This window comes from Buchnera aphidicola (Ceratovacuna keduensis), from assembly GCF_039372665.1.
Taxonomy (GTDB): Bacteria; Pseudomonadota; Gammaproteobacteria; order Enterobacterales; family Enterobacteriaceae; genus Buchnera_G; species Buchnera_G aphidicola_D.
Genome location: NZ_CP134994.1, coordinates 14,697 through 35,008 on the forward strand (window position 1 = coordinate 14,697; position 20,312 = coordinate 35,008).

13 protein-coding genes and 1 tRNA gene are annotated in these 20,312 nt (G+C 21.5%); 7 read left to right on the forward strand and 7 right to left on the reverse strand.

All coding sequences use genetic code 11. From position 1 onward, the window contains the following. Nucleotides 1-23 precede the first annotated feature (23 nt). A complete protein-coding gene (mnmE, locus tag RJK19_RS00075; RefSeq protein WP_343184052.1) occupies nucleotides 24-1,391 on the forward strand; it encodes a tRNA uridine-5-carboxymethylaminomethyl(34) synthesis GTPase MnmE in 1,368 nt (455 codons plus the stop codon). Between the two features lie 22 nt (nucleotides 1,392-1,413). Here the strand turns inward: mnmE and RJK19_RS00080 are convergent. Beyond that, a tRNA-Phe gene (locus RJK19_RS00080) sits at nucleotides 1,414-1,486 on the reverse strand. Nucleotides 1,487-1,705: 219 nt separating this feature from the next. Between RJK19_RS00080 and RJK19_RS00085 the strand changes: the two genes are divergently transcribed. From RJK19_RS00085 to RJK19_RS00095, 3 genes are all read left to right on the forward strand, one after another. Next, nucleotides 1,706-1,996, forward strand: coding sequence for a co-chaperone GroES (locus tag RJK19_RS00085; RefSeq protein WP_343184053.1), 291 nt, complete (start codon nucleotides 1,706-1,708; stop codon nucleotides 1,994-1,996). 69 nt (nucleotides 1,997-2,065) lie between these two features. Beyond that, nucleotides 2,066-3,712 (forward strand): chaperonin GroEL, encoded by a 1,647-nt coding sequence (groL, locus tag RJK19_RS00090; protein ID WP_343184054.1) that lies wholly within the window; start codon nucleotides 2,066-2,068, stop codon nucleotides 3,710-3,712. 136 nt (nucleotides 3,713-3,848) lie between these two features. After that, nucleotides 3,849-4,418 carry an elongation factor P gene (locus RJK19_RS00095; protein WP_343184055.1) on the forward strand — a complete coding sequence of 190 codons (570 nt, stop codon included), beginning with the start codon at nucleotides 3,849-3,851 and terminating at the stop codon, nucleotides 4,416-4,418. 38 nt (nucleotides 4,419-4,456) lie between these two features. On the opposite strand, the gene dnaC is transcribed toward RJK19_RS00095, so the two are convergent. From dnaC to rsmD, 3 genes are all read right to left on the reverse strand, one after another. Further along, entirely contained in the window at nucleotides 4,457-5,185 is a 729-nt protein-coding gene (dnaC, locus tag RJK19_RS00100; RefSeq protein ID WP_343184056.1) for a DNA replication protein DnaC, read from the reverse strand. Beyond that, nucleotides 5,185-5,724 (reverse strand): DnaT-like ssDNA-binding domain-containing protein, encoded by a 540-nt coding sequence (locus tag RJK19_RS00105; protein WP_343184057.1) that lies wholly within the window; start codon nucleotides 5,722-5,724, stop codon nucleotides 5,185-5,187. The genes dnaC and RJK19_RS00105 overlap by 1 nt, the downstream gene beginning before the upstream one ends. A 75-nt stretch (nucleotides 5,725-5,799) precedes the next feature. After that, nucleotides 5,800-6,342 carry a 16S rRNA (guanine(966)-N(2))-methyltransferase RsmD gene (rsmD, locus tag RJK19_RS00110; RefSeq protein ID WP_343184058.1) on the reverse strand — a complete coding sequence of 181 codons (543 nt, stop codon included), beginning with the start codon at nucleotides 6,340-6,342 and terminating at the stop codon, nucleotides 5,800-5,802. Nucleotides 6,343-6,723: 381 nt separating this feature from the next. Between rsmD and ftsY the strand changes: the two genes are divergently transcribed. The 3 genes from ftsY (at nucleotide 6,724) to metE (ending at nucleotide 11,041) form a co-directional block, all read left to right on the forward strand. Then, on the forward strand, nucleotides 6,724-7,545 hold the full coding sequence (gene ftsY, locus RJK19_RS00115) for a signal recognition particle-docking protein FtsY (protein ID WP_343184219.1): 822 nt from the start codon (nucleotides 6,724-6,726) through the stop codon (nucleotides 7,543-7,545). Nucleotides 7,546-7,698: 153 nt separating this feature from the next. Continuing rightward, nucleotides 7,699-8,556, forward strand: a complete 858-nt coding sequence (gene rpoH, locus RJK19_RS00120) for an RNA polymerase sigma factor RpoH (RefSeq protein ID WP_343184059.1) — start codon at nucleotides 7,699-7,701, stop codon at nucleotides 8,554-8,556. A 229-nt stretch (nucleotides 8,557-8,785) separates the two neighbouring features. Beyond that, nucleotides 8,786-11,041 carry a 5-methyltetrahydropteroyltriglutamate--homocysteine S-methyltransferase gene (metE, locus tag RJK19_RS00125; protein ID WP_343184060.1) on the forward strand — a complete coding sequence of 752 codons (2,256 nt, stop codon included), beginning with the start codon at nucleotides 8,786-8,788 and terminating at the stop codon, nucleotides 11,039-11,041. A gap of 270 nt (nucleotides 11,042-11,311) precedes the next feature. On the opposite strand, the gene RJK19_RS00130 is transcribed toward metE, so the two are convergent. The 3 genes from RJK19_RS00130 to rpoB form a co-directional block, all read right to left on the reverse strand. Beyond that, complete coding sequence (locus RJK19_RS00130; protein ID WP_343184061.1) at nucleotides 11,312-11,584, reverse strand: HU family DNA-binding protein; 273 nt, start codon at nucleotides 11,582-11,584, stop codon at nucleotides 11,312-11,314. Between the two features lie 315 nt (nucleotides 11,585-11,899). Continuing rightward, the gene (gene rpoC / locus RJK19_RS00135; protein WP_343184062.1) at nucleotides 11,900-16,117 is read right to left on the reverse strand and encodes a DNA-directed RNA polymerase subunit beta'; all 4,218 of its coding nucleotides are present in this window, start codon (nucleotides 16,115-16,117) and stop codon (nucleotides 11,900-11,902) included. Between the two features lie 59 nt (nucleotides 16,118-16,176). Beyond that, nucleotides 16,177-20,199 (reverse strand): DNA-directed RNA polymerase subunit beta, encoded by a 4,023-nt coding sequence (gene rpoB, locus RJK19_RS00140; RefSeq protein ID WP_343184063.1) that lies wholly within the window; start codon nucleotides 20,197-20,199, stop codon nucleotides 16,177-16,179. Nucleotides 20,200-20,312: the final 113 nt, after the last annotated feature.

Here is a 20,312-nt window from a genome sequence, read left to right on the forward strand (position 1 = left end):
TTTTTGGAAAAATTTTTAATTATATGTATATTAAAGACACTATAGTTGCATTAGCTACTCCTTATGGAGTATCAGGAGTTTCTATATTAAGAATTTCTGGAAAAAAAGTTAAAGAAATATGTAAAAAAATTCTTAAAAAAATTCCTAAATCTAGATATGCAAACTATTTAGATTTTTTTAATATTTTAGATAAAAAAATCATAGATAAGGGCATAGCAATAATATATAAAAAACCAAATTCCTTTACTGGTGAAGACATTTTAGAACTTCATTGTCATGGTAGTCCTGTTTTAATTGATATTTTATTAAAAAATATTTTATCAATAAGAGATGTTAGAATTGCAAATAATGGAGAATTTTCTCAAAGAGCTTTTTTTAATAATAAAATTGATTTGTTACAAGCTGAAGGAATAGATGATTTAATAAATTCAAATTCTGAAAAAATGTTACTTTCTTCTTTAAATTCTATTAAGGGAAAATATTCTTCTTATATAAAAAAATTATCTAATAATATAATAAAAATAATAACAAATATTGAAATTATTTTAAATTCTGAAGAAGAATATAATGTTTTTATAAATAAGTTATTTTTAAAGAAAATAGATAATATAATAAAAAATTTTAAAAATGCAATAAAAAATATAGAAAGAAATATTGTTTTTAAAGAAGGAATAAAAATAGTTATATCAGGAATTCCTAATTCTGGAAAATCAAGTCTTTTTAATTCTATATTATCTAGTGATAGATCAATAGTTACAGAATTTAGTGGTACTACAAGAGACGTTTTAACAGAAAATTTTTCTTTTGATGGTATAAATTTAAGTATTTCTGATACAGCTGGAATAAAAAAATCTAATGATAAAATAGAAAAAATTGGAATTTTAAAAGCTTGGAGAGAAATAAAAAAATCTAATTGTGTATTATTAGTTACTGATTGTAATGATATAAAAAAATTAAAAAAAAATATTTATAATAAAAATATAATAAAATATTTAGAATCAAATAATATATATTATATTGTAATTTTTAATAAATGTGATATAAATAATGTTTCTCCTAATATAAAAATTTATAAAAAAATTGCTTATATTAATTTATCTGCTAAAAAAAATATTGGAATAAATTTATTGTTAAAGTTTATTAAAGAAAAATTATTATTTAAAAATTTTTCTGAAAATATTTTTTTATGTAGAAACAGACATTTAGATTTGATAAAGAAATCTTTATATAAACTTAAACGTTCAAAAAAAACTTTTATTAAATTTAATAATTTAGAGATTTTGTCTGAAGATTTAATAAAATCTAAAAAATTTTTAGATTGTATAGTAGGAAAATTTTATACAGATGATTTATTAAAATCTATATTTTCTAATTTTTGTTTTGGAAAATAATTTTTATATAATGAAATTATTATGCCCGAAGGCGGAATCGAACCACCGACACGGGGATTTTCAGTCCACTGCTCTACCGACTGAGCTATTCGGGCAATTAAAATTTAATTATTTGCAATAAAATTATAAAAGTCAACTTATTTTTTTATTTTTTAATTTTTTTATATAAAATTCATTAAAAAAATATATTTATAAAATATAAATTTTTACTTGAAAGTACATGATATAATACATATATATAATTTTAAGAAATAAAAAAAATGTTTATAATATTTTAAAGATAATATTTTTATTATTAATAAGGTGTTAGTAAAATGAAAATTCGTCCATTACACGATCGTGTTATAGTTGAAAGAAAAAAAAGAGAATCTAAATCTGCCGGAGGAATAGTATTAACAGGTTCTGCTGCAGGAAAATCTTCTAGAGGAACAGTAATATCTGTAGGTAAGGGTCGTATTTTAGATAATGGGAAAATAAAACCTTTAGACGTAAAAATAGGTGATATAGTTATTTTTAATGAAGGTTATGGAGCTAAAACAGAAAAAATTGATGATAAGGAAGTTTTGATTTTAAATGAAAGTGATATACTTGCTATAATAGAATAGAATTATTTAATAAAAAATTTAAAGATAATTATTTTTTTTTAATAAAATTATTAAAAGGAAAATTTATATATGGCAGCTAAAGATGTAAAATTTGGTAATGAAGCTAGAATAAAAATGTTAAACGGTGTAAATATATTAGCTGATGCAGTTAAAGTTACATTAGGTCCAAAAGGAAGAAATGTAGTTTTAGATAAATCATTTGGAGCTCCAAGTATAACTAAAGATGGTGTATCTGTAGCTAGAGAAATTGAGTTAGAAGATAAATTTGAAAATATGGGTGCTCAAATGGTGAAGGAAGTAGCATCAAAAGCTAATGATGCGGCTGGTGATGGTACTACTACAGCTACTTTACTAGCTCAAGCAATAGTAAATGAAGGATTAAAAGCTGTAGCTTCTGGAATGAATCCTATGGATTTAAAAAGAGGAATAGATAAAGCTGTAATAAATGCTGTTAATGAATTAAGAAAATTATCTGTTCCTTGTTCTAATTCTAAAGCTATTACTCAGGTTGGTACAATATCTGCTAATGCTGATGAAAAGGTAGGTTCTCTAATTTCTGAAGCTATGGAAAAAGTAGGAAATGATGGAGTAATAACTGTAGAAGAAGGGACAGGACTACAAAATGAATTAGAAGTTGTAAAAGGAATGCAGTTTGATAGAGGATATTTATCTCCTTATTTTATAAATAAACCTGAATCAGGAATAGTAGAATTAGAAAATCCTTATATATTAATGGTAGATAAAAAAATTTCTAACATTAGAGAATTATTATCTATATTAGAATCTATAGCAAAGTCTGGAAAACCATTATTAATTATATCAGAAGATTTAGAAGGAGAAGCTTTAGCTACTTTAGTTGTAAATTCTATGAGAGGAATAGTAAAAATTGCTGCAGTAAAAGCTCCAGGTTTTGGAGATAGAAGAAAATCTATGTTGCAAGATATTTCTATTTTAACTAATGGTTCAGTAATTTCTGAAGAATTAGCTATGGATTTAGAGAAAACTTCTATAGAAGATTTAGGTCAAGCAAAAAGAGTAGTTATTACAAAAGATAATACTACTATAATAGGTGGTTTAGGAAATAAAAAAGATATAAAAAATAGAGTTAATCAAATTAGAAAAGAAATAAAAGAATCTACTTCAGATTATGATAAAGAAAAATTAAATGAAAGATTAGCTAAATTGTCAGGTGGAGTTGCAGTACTAAAAGTAGGAGCAGCAACTGAAGTAGAAATGAAAGAAAAAAAAGCTAGAGTTGAAGATGCTTTACATGCAACTAGAGCTGCAGTTGAAGAAGGTGTAGTTGCAGGAGGAGGAGTTGCTTTAGTTCGTGTTGCTCAAAAAATTTCTAAAATGTTAAGTGATAATGAAGATCAAAATGTTGGAATAAGAGTTGCAGTTCGTGCAATGGAAGCTCCTTTACGTCAAATAGTATCTAACTCAGGAGAAGAACCTTCTGTCGTTGCAAATAATGTTAAAGATGGAAAAGACAATTATGGATATAATGCTGCAACTCATAAATATGGTAATATGATAAAATTTGGTATATTAGATCCTACTAAAGTTACTAGATCTGCATTACAATATGCTGCTTCAGTTGCAGGTTTAATGATAACTACAGAGTGTATGGTAACTGATTTACCTAAAGAAGAAAAATCTGATTTAGGTCATTCTCAGCCAAATAGTGGAATGGGTGGAATGGGTGGAATGATGTAATTTTTGTATTTTTGATTTTTTTTATTTCTAAAAATTTATTGTATTTTAACATTTTCTTATCCTTAGAAATAATTTTCTAAGGATAAGTTTATGTAAAAGTATTTTTTTTAATTTTTCAAAGAGTATATTAAATTTTATGATATTTTGTAATAGTAATAATTTTAAAAATGGTTTAAAAATAGTTTTTAATAATATTCCATTTAATATTGAAAATAGTGAATTTGTTAAACCAGGAAAAGGTCAAACTTTTGTTAGAGTTAAAATGAGAAATTTAATAAATAATAAATTAATAGAAAAAACTTTTAGATCTAATGAAAATTTAAAAGTTGCAGATATAGAAAATATAAAGATTTCTTTTTTATATAGATCTGAAGAAATTTTTTATTTTATAAATTTAAAAAATTATAATGAAATTTCAATAGAAAAAAAATTTTTAAAAAATGTTTTAAGTTTTATTGTTCCAGGAAAAAAATATTTTGGTTTAATTTGGAATAATAAATTAATATCTGTGGTTCCAAAAAATTTTATTAATTTAAAAGTGATTGGTTTTGATCAATTTTCAAAAAATAAATTAAATTATAAAAATAAATTAGCTATATTAAAAACTAGATTAAAAGTTATTGTTCCATCATTTATAAAAATTAATGATATAATAAAAATAGATACTAGATCTAGTAAATATATATCTAGAAAAAATAATAAATAAAAATAATTATATTTTATTATTTTTTTTAAAAAAAATTGTTATATATATTTTCTATAACTATTCCATTCAAAATTTAACCATAGACTATTTCCTATTCTCATTCTATCTATTACTCTTTCTCCTAATAACATTTTCATACCATCATGATTTAAATTAGATAACATTCCTGTAGATCTTTTTGATGAAGATCTTCTATCTACTATCTGATTTATTACGACTTTTTCATATCTAGATTCTGTTTGCATTCCTATTTCATCTATCATCAATAAATCTACAGTACTTAATTTATTTAATAAATTTTCTTCTGTTAAATTACTCGAACCATTAAATGTTCCTTTCATATTAGACATTAAATCTGCTACTGTTACTATTAATACACTTTTACCTTTTAATATTAAATAATTTCCTATTGCTGATGCAAGATGATTTTTTCCTGTTCCTGGATTTCCTGAAAAAATAAAGCTAGATACACAATTATTAAAATTTTTTGCATATTTTTTTGCTGCATTTAATACTCTTTGATGTCCTTTATGTTCTATTTTATAATTTTTAAATGAACATGTTATATATAGTTCTTTTATTCCAGATTTTTTAAAAGTTTTTTTTATTTTCATAATTTTATTTTTTTTTAAAATAGATTTTGAAGAAATTATTCCTTGTTCTTGATTCCAAGATAATAAATCTTTATCATTTTTAAATTTTGGTTTTATATGTCTTGGAATTATTTTTTTTAATCTTTTTAAAAAATTAATAGTATTGTTTTTCATTATTTGTCTCTAAAACCATCTGGAATAAAATTATTTTTTTTATATATTTTGTTATCATCATAAATATATTTTTTAGGTTTTACAGATCTTGTTATTTTTAAACTGTATGCTAATTTTTGTTGCCATTGAATATTATGTAAAAATCTTCCTTCTACTTTCCAATAGTCTATAAATGATTTTAGTTCACTTTTAGAAACATTTTTTTTTATTTTTATTCCCCATATTGCTGCCTTTTTTATAAAATTTTTATCTGGTTTCCAATTGTCATGCATAGAAAATTTTTTTTCAATTTTATTTTTTAAATTAAATTTTTCTATAGACATTATTTTATTAAAATTATTTTTACAATTTTTTTTTTGATATTTTTTAATTTTATTAAAAATGTTTGTTACTTTTTTTTTATTAAATATATATGCTATAGGATTATTATTTTTTAATATTAATACTATTTTTTTTTTTGATTTTTTTAAAAATTTTAAGGGATTTTGTAAAAATTTTTCTATAGTAATATTTATTGTATTTAATTTTTTTATTTTCATAAGAATGTTTCTCCTATATTTTTAAATTAAATATAAAAAATTTTTTTACAATTTTTTTATAAAATTTTAATAAATTTATTTGTTCTTAACTAAATATAATATACCAATAGTTTGTCCTATATTTTTTTTTTTAAAATTTATCCAATTTTTAGGTATTTTTATTTTTTGTTTTATTTGTTTTTCTAAAAATATAAAAGTATTTTTTTTTGTCCAATTGTTTTTTGTTAAAAAATATATAACATTATCTATTATTTTATTATAAAATGGAGGATCTAAAAATATTATATCATATGGTTTTCCTGGTTTTTTTAACAAATTTAATATATTAGTATTAATTACTTTTATATTTTTAATAGATAAATTTTTTATATTATTTAATATATTTTTATATATAAAAAAATTTTTTTCTATAGAAATTACATATTTTGCATTTCTAGATATAGATTCTATGCTTAATATCCCACTTCCTGAAAAACAATCTAAACATTTTGATTGTTTTATATATTTTGATAACCATTCAAATAATACTTTTCTCATTAAACATGTTGTAGGTCTAATTATATTATTTTTTTTTATATTTATTTTTCTAGATTTTAATTTTCCTGATATTATTTTCATAAAATTTATGTAAAATATTATTGTTATTGTATTTAATTAATATTTTTTTTATAATAAAAATGTTATAAATGTATTTTTTATATTATATATAATAAAATTATTTAATTTTATATTATAGAAATGAGAATAAAATATGTCAAAGAGTAAAAATAATAGTTTTTTTTCTTGGATATTAGATAAATTTAAAAAAAAAAAAATAAAAAAATAGATATTAAAGATATTAATAATAAAAAAGAAAATAATAATAAAAAAGTTTTTATAAAAAATAAAGATATTAAAGAAAAAAAATCTAATAATATTTTTAAAATATTAAAAAAAAAATTATATAATACTAGAAAAAATGTAAGTTCAAAAATTAGAAAAATATTTTTTAAATATAATATAGATAAGAAATTTTTTAAAAAATTAGAAGAAAATTTATTATTATGTGATGTAGGATTTAAAACTTCAAAAAATATAATTTCTAATTTAATTTATAAAGTTAATAAAAAAAAAATTTTAGATAAAAAAATAATTTTAAATATGTTAGAAAGGGAATTATTAAAAATATTAGAAAGATCAAAAGATAATAAATTAATAATTAAAAAAAAATATCCTTTTTTAATATTAGTAGTAGGAGTTAATGGAGTAGGAAAAACTACTACTGTAGGAAAATTAGCATGGAAATATAAAAATGAAGGAAAATCAGTTATGATAGCAGCTGGTGATACTTTTAGAGCTGCAGCTATAGATCAATTAAAAATAATTTCTAAAAAAATATTTGTTCCTGTAATTTCTCAACATTACAAAGCTGATTCAGCATCAGTAATTTTTGATGCAATACAATCTGCAAAAAAAAAAAAGATAGAAGTATTAATAGCAGATACTTCTGGTAGATTACATAATAATAAAAATTTTATATATGAATTAAAAAAAATTGTAAAAGTTACAAAAAAATTGGATATTAATTATCCAGATGAAATAATTTTAGTTATAGATTCTTCTAGTGGTCATAATATAATAAAGCAGTTAGAAGTGTTTAATAAAGCTATAAATATTACTGGAACAATTTTTACTAAATTAGATGGTTCAGCTAAAGGAGGTATGATTTTTAACGTATCAAATGAACTAAATGTTCCTATTAGATACATTTGTACTGGAGAAAAAAAGGAAGATTTACATGAATTTAAATACAAAAGTTTTGTAAAATCTATATTAGAATAAATAACTTTTTTATATAAACTTTATAAAATTAAAAATTTTTTATATTTATAAAGTTTTTTATTAAAAAAATAATTAATAATATTTTATTTTTATAGTTTTTATATTTTAAAAGAATTTTTATAAAAATATAATATTTATGATTTAGGTAATAAAATGACAAAAATTATTGATTCTATTTCCTTTAGTTCTATAGGAAATTTAAGTTCTTATATAAAAACAGTATTTTCTTTTCCTGTAATATCTAAAGATAAAGAAAAATATTTATCAAATTTATTATATTATAATAGAGATTTAAATTCTGCTAAAACATTAATATTATCTAATTTAAGATTTGTAGTACATATTTCAAAAAATTATTTAGGATATGGTTTATTACAATCAGATTTAATTCAAGAAGGAAATATAGGATTAATGAAAGCAGTGAAAAAATTTAATCCAGAAATTGGTGTTAGACTAATATCTTTTGCAGTATATTGGATAAAATCAGAAATACATGAATATGTTTTGAAAAATTGGAGAATAGTAAAAATTGCTACTACAAAATCTCAAAGAAAATTATTTTTTAATTTAAGAAAAAACAAAAAAAGATTTGGTTGGTTTAATGAAGATGAAATAAAAACTGTAGCAAAAGAATTAGATGTAACTTCTAATGATGTTAAAGAAATGGAAAGAAGAATGTCTGCAAAAGATTTAGCATTTAATTTTTCTTCTTTAGAAGATAACAAAAATACAAAATCTAAATTTTTAATGTCATATTTTAAAGATAACAATTCTAATTTTGCTAGTATTTTTGAAAAAAATGAATTATATAAATATAATGTTATTAAATTGAATAATGCGATATCTAGTTTAGATAATAGAAGTAGATATATAATTATTTCTAGATGGTTGTACAGAAATAAAAAAAAAACTTTACAAAATTTAGCAGATTATTATGGAATTTCAGCTGAAAGAGTTAGACAAATAGAAAAAATTGCTATAAAAAAAATTAGATTAAAAATGACAAGTTAACATTATAAAAATATTTTTTTTATATTTTTTAATAAATTTTTATTTTATATTTTATATTTTGTTAATAAGATTTTATGTAAGATCTATTTGAAAATGTTATAATTATTTTATATTTTTGTTTTTATATTTTTTATAAAATTATTTTGTATATTGTAATATTTTTAATGTTATAAATTAAAATTTAAAATTTGTGTAAAATATATTTTATTTATATAAGAGAATTTATTTAATGAACATTTTTAGTCATATATTAGGTTTTCCAAGAATAGGTTCTATGAGAGAATTAAAATTTGCTCAAGAAAAATATTGGAATAATGAAATAAAAATAAATGATTTAATTTATATTGGAAAAAAAATAAGAAAAAAAAATTTAAAAATTCAAAAATCTTCTGGTTTAGATTTTGTTTGTGTTGGAGATTTTTCATGGTATGATCATGTTTTAGGAAATAGTATGATGTTAGGTAATATACCTAAAAGGCATATTAATTTATATAAAGATAAAATTGACATAAATACTTTGTTTGGAATTGCTAGAGGTGCATATTATAATAAAAATTTTTCTCATGCTTCTGAAATGACAAAGTGGTTTAATACAAATTATCATTATATAGTTCCAGAATTTAGTAAGAATACTTCTTTTAAATTTATTTGGAAACAAATATTAGAAGAATTAGATGAAGCTATAAATTTAAAATTTGATAAGATTAAACCTATTTTATTAGGTCCTATAAGTTATTTATGGCTTGGAAAAATAATAGATAAAAAAAAGTTTAGTAAATTAGAATTATTAGATAAAATTTTGCCAATATATAAAAATATTTTGTTTGAATTAGAGAAAAGAAAAATTAATTGGGTTCAAATAGATGAACCTATATTAACTTTAGATATTTCTAAAAGATGGTTGGAATCTTTTATATATTCATATAATTATTTATATAATAAAAACTCTAAAATTTTATTAACTACATATTTTGGAGATATATCTCATAATATAAATACTATAAAGAATATTCCTGTTCATGGAATTCATATAGATTATATTAATTCAAAACATAATATTAATGTTATTTTAAAAAATATTTCTAAAGATATGTTAATATCTCTAGGAGTGATAAATGGAAGAAATATATGGAAATCTAATTTAAAAAAAATATATGAAGATATATATTTTATAAAAAAAACAAAAAGAAAATATTTTTTAAGTACTTCTTGTTCTTTAATTCATGTACCAGTAGATTTATCATTAGAAAAAAATATTAAAAAATCTTTAATGAAAAAGTTTTCTTTTGCTATACAAAAATGTGAAGAATTATCTTTATTAACAAAATCTTTAAAAGAATCTAATAAAGAAATTTTAGATAATAATTTTTCAAAAAGTTTAGAAAAAAAATGTTTAGATAAATGTTTTTCTCATATAAAAAAAAATGATTTATATAGAAAAAGTAGTTATAAAATTAGAAGGAAAAAACAAAAAGACAGTTTAAAAATTTCTATATTACCAACTACTACTATAGGTTCTTTTCCTCAAACTAAAAAATTAAGAGATATTAGATTACAATTTAAAAGTAATAAAATAGATTTAAAGAAATATAATTTAGAAATTAAAAAATATATTAAAAATGTAATAAAAATTCAAGAAAAAATAAATTTAGATGTTTTAGTACATGGAGAACCAGAAAGAAATGATATGGTTGAATATTTTGCTCAACATTTAGAAGGATTTGCATTTACAGAATTTGGATGGGTACAAAGTTATGGATCAAGATGTGTAAAACCACCTATAATAGTTGATGATATATATAGAAAAAAACCAATAACTTTAAAATGGACAAAATATGCTCAGTCTAAAACTAATAAATTAGTTAAAGGAATGTTAACTGGACCTGTAACAATATTATTATGGTCATTTTGTAGAGAAGATTTGTCTAAAAGTATTGTATCTAAACAAATTGCATTTTCTTTAAGAGAAGAAGTAAAAGATTTAGAAAGTTCAGGAATAAAAATTATTCAAATTGATGAACCAGCTTTTAGAGAAGGTCTTCCATTAAGAAAAAAATTTGTAAAAGAATATTTATCTTGGTCTATAGAAGCTTTTAAAATAAGTTCATCAGTAGTAAAAGATGAAACTCAAATTCATACTCATATGTGTTATTCTAATTTTAATAATATAATAGATTCTATTATAAAATTAGATGCAGATGTAATTACTATAGAATCTTCTAGATCACAATTAAAATTATTAAATTGTTTTAAAAAAATAAAATATCCTAATGGAATAGGTCCTGGTGTATATGATATTCATACTTCTAATGTTCCCAATATTAATGATATAAAAGTTATTATAAAAAAATATATAAAAATATTTAATATAAAAAATTTATGGATAAATCCAGATTGTGGATTAAAAACAAGAAATTGGAAAGAAGTGAAAAAATCTTTAAAAAATATGATAAAAGCTACAAAAGAAATAAGAGATGAAATTTAAATTTATATTTTTTTTTAAAATGTGGTGTTCATTTTTTCACTATTAAAACTGAAAATTTTAAAATATTTCAGTTTTAATAGTTTTCATTATAATTAAATTTATTATTTATAATAAAAATAATATATTTATTTTTATGTTAAAAAATATATTTATAATAATTTTATTTTATATTTTTTTTAAAATTTTAAAGATATTATTATAAATTTTATTTAAATAAATTTTTTAATTTTTTTTATTTGTTTTATATAATATTTTTATAAAAATATTTTATTATCTTACTGCATTTTTTAATGCTTTTCCTGATACAAATGCTGGAACTTTTGTTGCTGCTATTTTTATTTCTTCTCCTGTTTGAGGATTTCTTCCTATTCTTTCAGATCTATTGTTTACTTTAAAAGTTCCAAAACCAACTATTTGTACAGTTTTACCTTTTTTTAAAGATTGGGTTATTATTTTTAATGTAGTTTCTAATGTATTTTTTGTTTGAGATTTAGTTAAAGAAGTTTTTTCTGCAATAGCATTTATTAATTCAGCTTTGTTCATTAATTTTCCTATATTATGTATTTTTTATTTAATTTTTTGTTAAAATTAACTATTATGTTTTTTAAAAAAAAATATAAATTTTATCAATAAAATAAAATTTTTTATTTTTTTAATAATAATTTTTATTTTAAACCATTATAAGCATATAAGACAATAATAAAAATATTGCTTTTTTTTTAATATAATTTTAAAATTTTATGTAATATATTTTAATAATATTCTATTTTAATTTTAAAAATATTGTTTTAATCAACAATTATAATTTAAAATATTTTATATTATATTTAAAAATATTTTTATATAAATATAATAATATTATAAATTTGAGTTTAACATTTCAGATAAATTTGCTGATGCTTCTTCGACTGTAGTTATATTTTTTTTATTTTCTTTTATTTTATTTTTTTTATTTTCTACAATTTTAGATCTTTTTTTATGATATTCATAACCTGTCCCGGCTGGTATTAATCTTCCTACTATTACGTTTTCTTTTAATCCTCTTAATTCATCTTTTTTTCCTGATATTGATGATTCTGTTAATACTCTAGTAGTTTCTTGAAAAGATGCAGCTGAAATAAAAGATTCAGTTGCTAAAGAAGCTTTTGTTATTCCTAATAAATCTCTATTAAAAGTTGCTATTTTTTTATTTTTTTTCTTTAAAATTTTGTTTTCTATAATTAATTTTGAATATTCTACTTGTTCTTCATGTAAAAATTTTGAATTTCCTGGATTTAATATAGTAGCTTTTCTTAACATTTGTCTTATTATAACTTCTATATGCTTATCATTTATTTTTACACCTTGTAATTTATATACTTCTTGTACTTCATTTATTATATATTTAGTAACAGATATTACTCCTCTTAATCTTAATATATCATGTGGAGATTCTACACCTTCAGAAATTATATCTCCTTTTTCTACTGTTTCTCCTTCAAATATGTTTAACTGTCTCCATTTTGGTATCATTTCTTCATATATTTTTTCTTTATTTTTAGGAGTTATTATTAATCTTCTTTTTCCTTTTGTTTCTTTTCCAAATGATATTATTCCACTAATTTCTGCTAATATAGCTAATTCTTTTGATTTTCTAGCTTCAAATAAGTCAGCTACTCTTGGTAAACCACCAGTAATGTCTTTTGTAACACAAGATTCTTGCGGTATTTTAGCTATTATATCTCCTGATAATATTTTTGAATTATTTTCAAATTGAATTACTGATTTTCCTGGCAAAAAGTATTTAGAATTTTTTTTACTATTTGTAATACATATTTTTTTTCCATATTTGTCTATTATTTGTATAGATGGTCTTAAATCTTTTCCTAAATTTGTTCTTTCAGAAGTTTCTAACACTACTATAGAAGATAAACCTGTAAGTTCATCTGTTTGTCTTATTATACTTTGTCCTTCTATCATTTCTGAAAATTTTATATATCCATTTGATTCAGATATTATAGGTATAGAATGTGGATCCCATTGAGCTACTATTTCTCCAGGGAATACATTTTTTTTATTATTTTTTTTTAATATAGATCCATATGGAATTTTATGATTTTCTTTTATTCTTCCATGTTTATCTATTATTCTCAATTCAGAATTTCTAGAAATAATTACTATTTTTCCATTTTTTTTAGTTATTGTTTTAGCATTGTTTAAATCAATTATACCTGTATTTTTTACTTGTACATTAGATTCAGCGGCAAGTCTAGAAGCTGCTCCACCAATATGGAAAGTTCTCATTGTTAATTGTGTTCCTGGTTCTCCTATAGATTGAGCTGCTATTACTCCAATAGCTTCTCCTTTACTAACTAATTTTCCTCTTGATAAATCTCTTCCATAACATTTTGCACATACGCCAAATTCAGTTTCACATTTTACTACAGTTCTAACCATTATTTCATTTATAGAATATTTTTCTAATTTTTTACATAATCTTTCATTTAATAAAGTATTTCTTTTTATTAATATTTTTTTTGTTTCAGGTATTTTTATATCTTTAGAAGTTACTCTTCCTAATACTTTATCTCTTAGAGGTTCTTTTATTTCTCCATTTTCTACTGTTATAAAAATAAACATTCCTTTATTAGTGTTACAATCGTTTTCAGTTATTACTAAATCTTGTGCTACATCTACTAATCTTCTAGTTAAATATCCAGAATTTGCAGTTTTAAGAGCTGTATCTGCTAATCCTTTTCTAGCCCCATGTGTTGATATAAAATATTGAAGAACATTTAGACCTTCTCTAAAATTTGCTATTATTGGAGTTTCTATTATAGATCCATCTGGTTTTGCCATTAATCCTCTCATTCCTGCTAATTGTCTAATTTGAGCAGCTGAACCTCTAGCTCCTGAATCCGCCATTATAAAAATACTGTTAAATGAAGTTTGTTTTTCTAAATGTCCTTTTTTATTTAATACTTTTTCTGTAGAAAGATTTTTCATCATAGCTTTAGATACTTTTTCATTTGCATTAGACCATATATCTATAACTTTGTTATATCTTTCTCCTGCAGTTACTAATCCTGAATGAAATTGTTCTTGTATTTCTGATACTTCAGTTTCAGCATCAGATATAATGTCATATTTTTCTTTAGGTATTATCATATCATCTATTCCTACAGATGATCCAGATTTAGCTGCATAATAAAAACCTGTATACATTATTTGATCTGCAAATATTACAGTTTTTTTTAATCCTAATATTCTATAACATGTATTTAACATTTCAGAAATAGATTTTTTTTCTAAAACTTTATTTATTAGAGAAAAAGGTAATCCTTTTGGTACTATATTCCATAGAATTGATCTTCCTATTGTAGTTTTAACTATTTTTATTTTTTTTTTAAATTTTTTTTTTTTAATTTTTTTATATTCTGTTATTCTAACTTTTACTATTGTATGTAATGACATTATATTTAAACGATATAGTCTTTCTGCTTCATTAGCTCCAGTTAATATATTTCCTTCTCCTTTAGAATTGATTTTTTCTCTAGTCATATAGTACAATCCTAATACTACATCTTGAGAAGGAACTATTATTGGTTCACCATTTGCTGGTGATAGAACATTTTTTGTAGACATCATTAAAGATAATGCTTCTTTTTGTGCTTTAATGGTTAATGGAATATGTACAGCCATTTGATCACCATCAAAATCTGCATTATATGCTGCACAAACTAAAGGATGCAATTGAATTGCTTTTCCTTCTATTAAAATAGGTTTAAATGCTTGTATTCCTAGTCTATGTAATGTTGGAGCTCTGTTTAATAATATAGGATGTTTTTTAATAATTTTATCTAATATGTCCCATACAACAGAATCTTCTTTTTCTACCATTTTTTTTGCTGATTTTATTGTATTAGCCAATCCTTTAGATTCTAATTTTCCATATATAAATGGTTTAAAAAGTTCTAATGCCATTTTTTTAGGTAAACCACATTGACTAAGTTTTAAATATGGACCTACAGTTATTACTGATCTTCCTGAATAGTCTACTCTTTTTCCTAATAAATTTTGTCTAAATCTTCCTTGTTTTCCTTTTATCATATCGGCTAATGATTTTAATGGTCTTTTGTTTGATCCTATTATAGCTCTTCCTCTTCTTCCATTATCTAAAAGAGCATCTACAGCTTCTTGAAGCATTCTTTTTTCGTTTCTTACTATTATATCAGGAGCTGATAGTTCTAATAATCTTTTTAATCTATTATTTCTATTTATAACTCTCCTATACAAATCGTTTAAATCAGATGTAGCAAATCTACCTCCATCTAATGGTACAAGTGGTCTAAGATCTGGTGGTAAAACTGGGAGAACATTAAATATCATCCATTCTGGTTTATTGTTTGATTGTAAAAATGAATCTATTAATTTTATTCTTTTTGAAATTTTTTTCTTTTTATTATCAGAGTTTACATTTTTAAATTTTTTTCTTAATTTTGAAGAATATTTTTTTAAGTTAATATTTTTTAACAAAGTTTGAATTGCTTCTGCTCCCATTTTTGCTATAAAATTTTCTCCAAATTCTTCAATTGATTTTATATATTGGTCTTCAGATAATATTTGTTTTTTTTTTAGATTAGTTGATCCAGAATGTATTACTATATATGATTCGAAATATAGTACTCTTTCTATATCTTTTAGTGGTATATTTAATAATAAACCTATTCTAGATGGCAAAGATTTTAAAAACCAAATATGTGCTATTGGAGATGCTAATTCTATATGTCCCATTCTATCTCTTCTTACTTTACTATTAGTGACTTCTACACCACATTTTTCACATATAACCCCTCTATGTTTTAAACGTTTATATTTACCACACAAGCATTCATAATCTTTTACTGGTCCAAAAATTTTAGCGCAAAATAATCCTTCTCTTTCTGGTTTAAAAGTTCTATAATTTATTGTTTCTGGTTTTTTTACTTCTCCAAATGACCAAGATCTTATTATATCTGGAGAAGACAATGAAATTTTTATAGAATTAAATTCTACAGTTTTTGTTTTTCCTTTTAAAAATTTTAGTAAATTTTTCAAAATATATTCTCTATTAATAAAAAAATATTAATTAATTTTTTTTATAAAATTGGTTTTTTTTATTTACTTTCTAATTCAATGTTTATTCCTAAAGATCTTATTTCTTTTAACAATACGTTGAAAGATTCAGGCATTCCTGGATTCATTTTATAATTTCCATCTACAATATTTTTATATATTTTTGTTCTACCACTTACATCATCTGATTTTACTGTTAGCATTTCTTGAAGAGTATGAGATGCTCCGTAAGCTTCTAAAGCCCAAACTTCCATTTCTCCAAATCTTTGACCTCCAAATTGTGCTTTTCCTCCTAGTGGTTGTTGTGTTATTAAACTATATGATCCTGTAGATCTTGCATGCATTTTATCATCTACTAAATGATTTAATTTTAGCATGTACATATATCCTACTGTTACAGATCTTTCAAATTTTTCTCCAGTTTTTCCATCAAATAATGTTATTTGTCCTGATGTAGGGCAATTAGCTAATTTTAGCATTTCTTTTATTTCTGTTTCTTTTGCTCCATCAAAAACAGGAGTAGATATTGGAATTCCTTTAGTAAAATTTTTAGCTAAAGTTAGTATTTCATTTTCTGAAAATTTTTTTAAATCTATTTTTTGTTGTACATTTTTTCCTAAATCAAATACTTTTTGTATATATTTTCTTATTATATTTACATTTTTGTTTTTTAACATTTGTTTAATTTTTTTTCCTATTCCTTTAGATGCCATACCAAGATGAGTTTCTAATATTTGTCCTATATTCATTCTAGATGGAACTCCTAATGGATTTAATACTATATCAACTGGATTTCCAAAATTATCATAAGGCATGTCTTCTACTGGATTTATTTTTGATATGACACCTTTATTTCCGTGTCTTCCAGCCATTTTATCTCCAACTTGTATATTTCTTTTTGTGGCCAAATATACTTTTACTACTTTTAGAATTCCTGGAGCTAAATCATCTCCTTTTAGTATTTTTTTCTTTGTTATATATATTTTTTTTTTAAGTTCTTTTTTTAAATTTTTATATTTTTTTAAAAAAAAATTTATTATTTTTTTTTCTTTTTTATTAACATTTTTTCTAAAAAAAGATTTTTTTGTAATTTTTAATATTTCAGATTTAGAAAATTTTTTTAAAAAATCAATTTTATAAATTTTTTTAAATATATTTTTTTTTAAAATTTTAAATTTTTCCAAAAATTTTTTTTTTATTTTTTTTATGTTAATTTCTTCAATTTCTAAAGTTCTCTTATCTTTTTTTACTCCATCTCTAGTAAATATTTGAACATCTATTACTGTTCCTGTTGTTCCATTTGGAACTCTTAAAGAAGAATCTTTTACGTCTGAAGCTTTTTCTCCAAATATTGCTCTTAATAATTTTTCTTCTGGAGTTAATTGAGTTTCTCCTTTTGGAGTTACTTTGCCTACTAATATATCATTTTCTTTTACTTCAGCACCTATATATACTATTCCTGATTCGTCCAATTTAGATAATGCGTTTTCTCCAACATTAGGTATGTCTGAAGTTATTTCTTCTGTTCCTAATTTTGTGTCTCTAGATATACAAGATAATTCTTGTATATGTATAGTAGTAAATCTATCTTCTTTTACTACTTTTTCTGATATTAATATTGAATCTTCAAAATTATATCCATTCCACGGCATGAATGCTACTCTTAAATTTTGTCCTAAAGCTAATTCTCCTAGATCTGTAGATGTTCCGTCAGCTAATACGTCTCCTTTAACTATTTTTTCATTAATTTTTACACATGGAATTTGATTTATACATGTATTTTGATTTGATCTAGTATATTTAGTTAGATTATAAATATCTATTCCTAATTTTTTTTTATTATGGTTTTCTTTTGTTTTTATAACTATTTTAGAAGCATCTACATATTGTACTTTACCACTTCTTTTAGAAATTACTGTCACTCCTGAATCAGAAGCTACATATCTTTCCATACCAGTTCCTATAAGAGGTTTTTCTGATTTTAATGTAGGAACTGCTTGTCTTTGCATATTAGCTCCCATTAATGCTCTATTTGCATCATCATGCTCTAAAAATGGTATTAAAGAAGCTCCTACTGATACTATTTGTTGAGTTGATATATCCATATAATTAATTTTATCTTTAGTAAATAGTCCTGATTCTCCTTTATATCTACATGTTATTAGTTCTTCTGTAAATTTATTTTTTTTGTCTATATTAGTATTAGCTTGAGCTATTATATATTGAGATTCTTCTATTGCGGATAAATAACAAATTTTATTAGTTACTATTCCTTTTATAACTTTTCTATATGGTGTTTCTAAAAAACCGTATTTATTTATTTTAGCATATACTGATAAGGAATTTATTAATCCTATATTCGGTCCTTCTGGTGTTTCTATAGGGCAAACTCTTCCATAGTGAGTAGGATGCACATCTCTTACTTCAAAACCAGCTCTTTCTCTTGTTAAACCACCTACACCTAAAGCAGATATTCTTCTTTTATGTGTTATTTCCGCTAAAGGATTATTTTGATCCATAAATTGAGATAATTGACTTGATCCAAAAAATTCTTTTATAGACGCAGATATTGGTTTAGCATTTACTATGTCTTGAGGCATTAAAGAATCTATATCATTTAAAGAAAGTCTTTCTTTTACTGATCTTTCTACTCTTACAAGACCTATTCTAAATTGATTTTCTACCATTTCTCCAACTGATCTTATTCTTCTGTTTCCTAAATGATCTATATCATCTATTTGACCATTTCCATTTCTTATATCTATTAATTTTTTTATTACATCTATAATATCTTTTTTTTCTAAAATAGTAGGACCTTCTATATAGTTTCTTAATAAGGATCTATTAAGTTTCATTCTTCCTACTATAGATAGATCATATCTATCTTCTGAAAAAAATAGATTTTTAAATAAATTTTTTGCTGCTTCTTTAGCTGGAGGTTCTCCAGGTCTCATCATTCTATATATTTCTATAAGAGATTGATTTCTACTTTTAGAAGAATCTAATTTTATAGTATTTGATATATATGGTCCTTGATCTAAATCATTTGTAAATATTGTTTCTATTCTATTTATTTTAGATTTTATTATTTTTTTTATAATTCTTATAGAAAATTCAGTATTTGCAGATATTATTTTATTATTATTTTTTTTTTCAAAATAATTATTGGCAGAAATTTTTCCTATTAGGTATTCAATTGGTACTTTAATTTTTTTTACTTTATCTTTTTTTAATTTTTTTATATGTTTTATTGTAATTTTTTTTCCTTTTTTTATATATATTTTTTTATTATGTAATACATTAAAAAATATGGTTTCTCCTCTTAATCTTTCTGGATATAATTTCATATAAAATTTATTTTTTATAATTTTAAAAACATCTTTTTTAAAAAATATATTTAATATTTCTTCTTTATTATAATTCATTGCTTTTAAAAATATACTTATTGGTAATTTTCTTCTTCTGTCTATTCTTACAAATAAATTATCTTTTTGATCAAATTCAAAATCTAACCATGATCCTCTATATGGTATTATTCTTGCATTATATAATATTTTTCCTGAAGAATGAGTTTTACCTTTATCACTATCAAAAAATACTCCAGGACTTCTATGTAATTGCGATACTACAACTCTTTCTGTTCCATTAATTATAAAAGTTCCATTTTTAGTCATTAATGGTATATCTCCCATATATACTTTTTGTTCTTTTATTTTTTTAATTTTTTTTTTTTCTAAAGAATCTTTTTCATATATTATTAATCTTAATTTTACTTTTAATGGAGATGAATAAGTTAATCCTCTAGTATGACATTCTTTTACATTAAATATATTTTTTCCTAGTTTATAGTTGATATATTCTAATTCTGCTGTACAATTATAGTTTTTTATTGGAAACACTGATTTAAATGCAGATTCTAATCCATATATGCTTTTTTTATCTTTTTTAATAAATTTTTTAAATGAATTTATTTGAACAGATAGAAGATATGGTATTTCTAATACTTTAGGTCTTTTGCTAAAGTTTTTTCTAATTCTTTTTTTTTCAGTATAAGAGCAAACCATTATTTTCCTCTTAATATAATATTTTTTATATTATTTTATATTTTTTATATAAAATATTTTTATTTAGTATGTTTTAATACTGATGATTTTTATTAAAATCATCAGTTTTATAT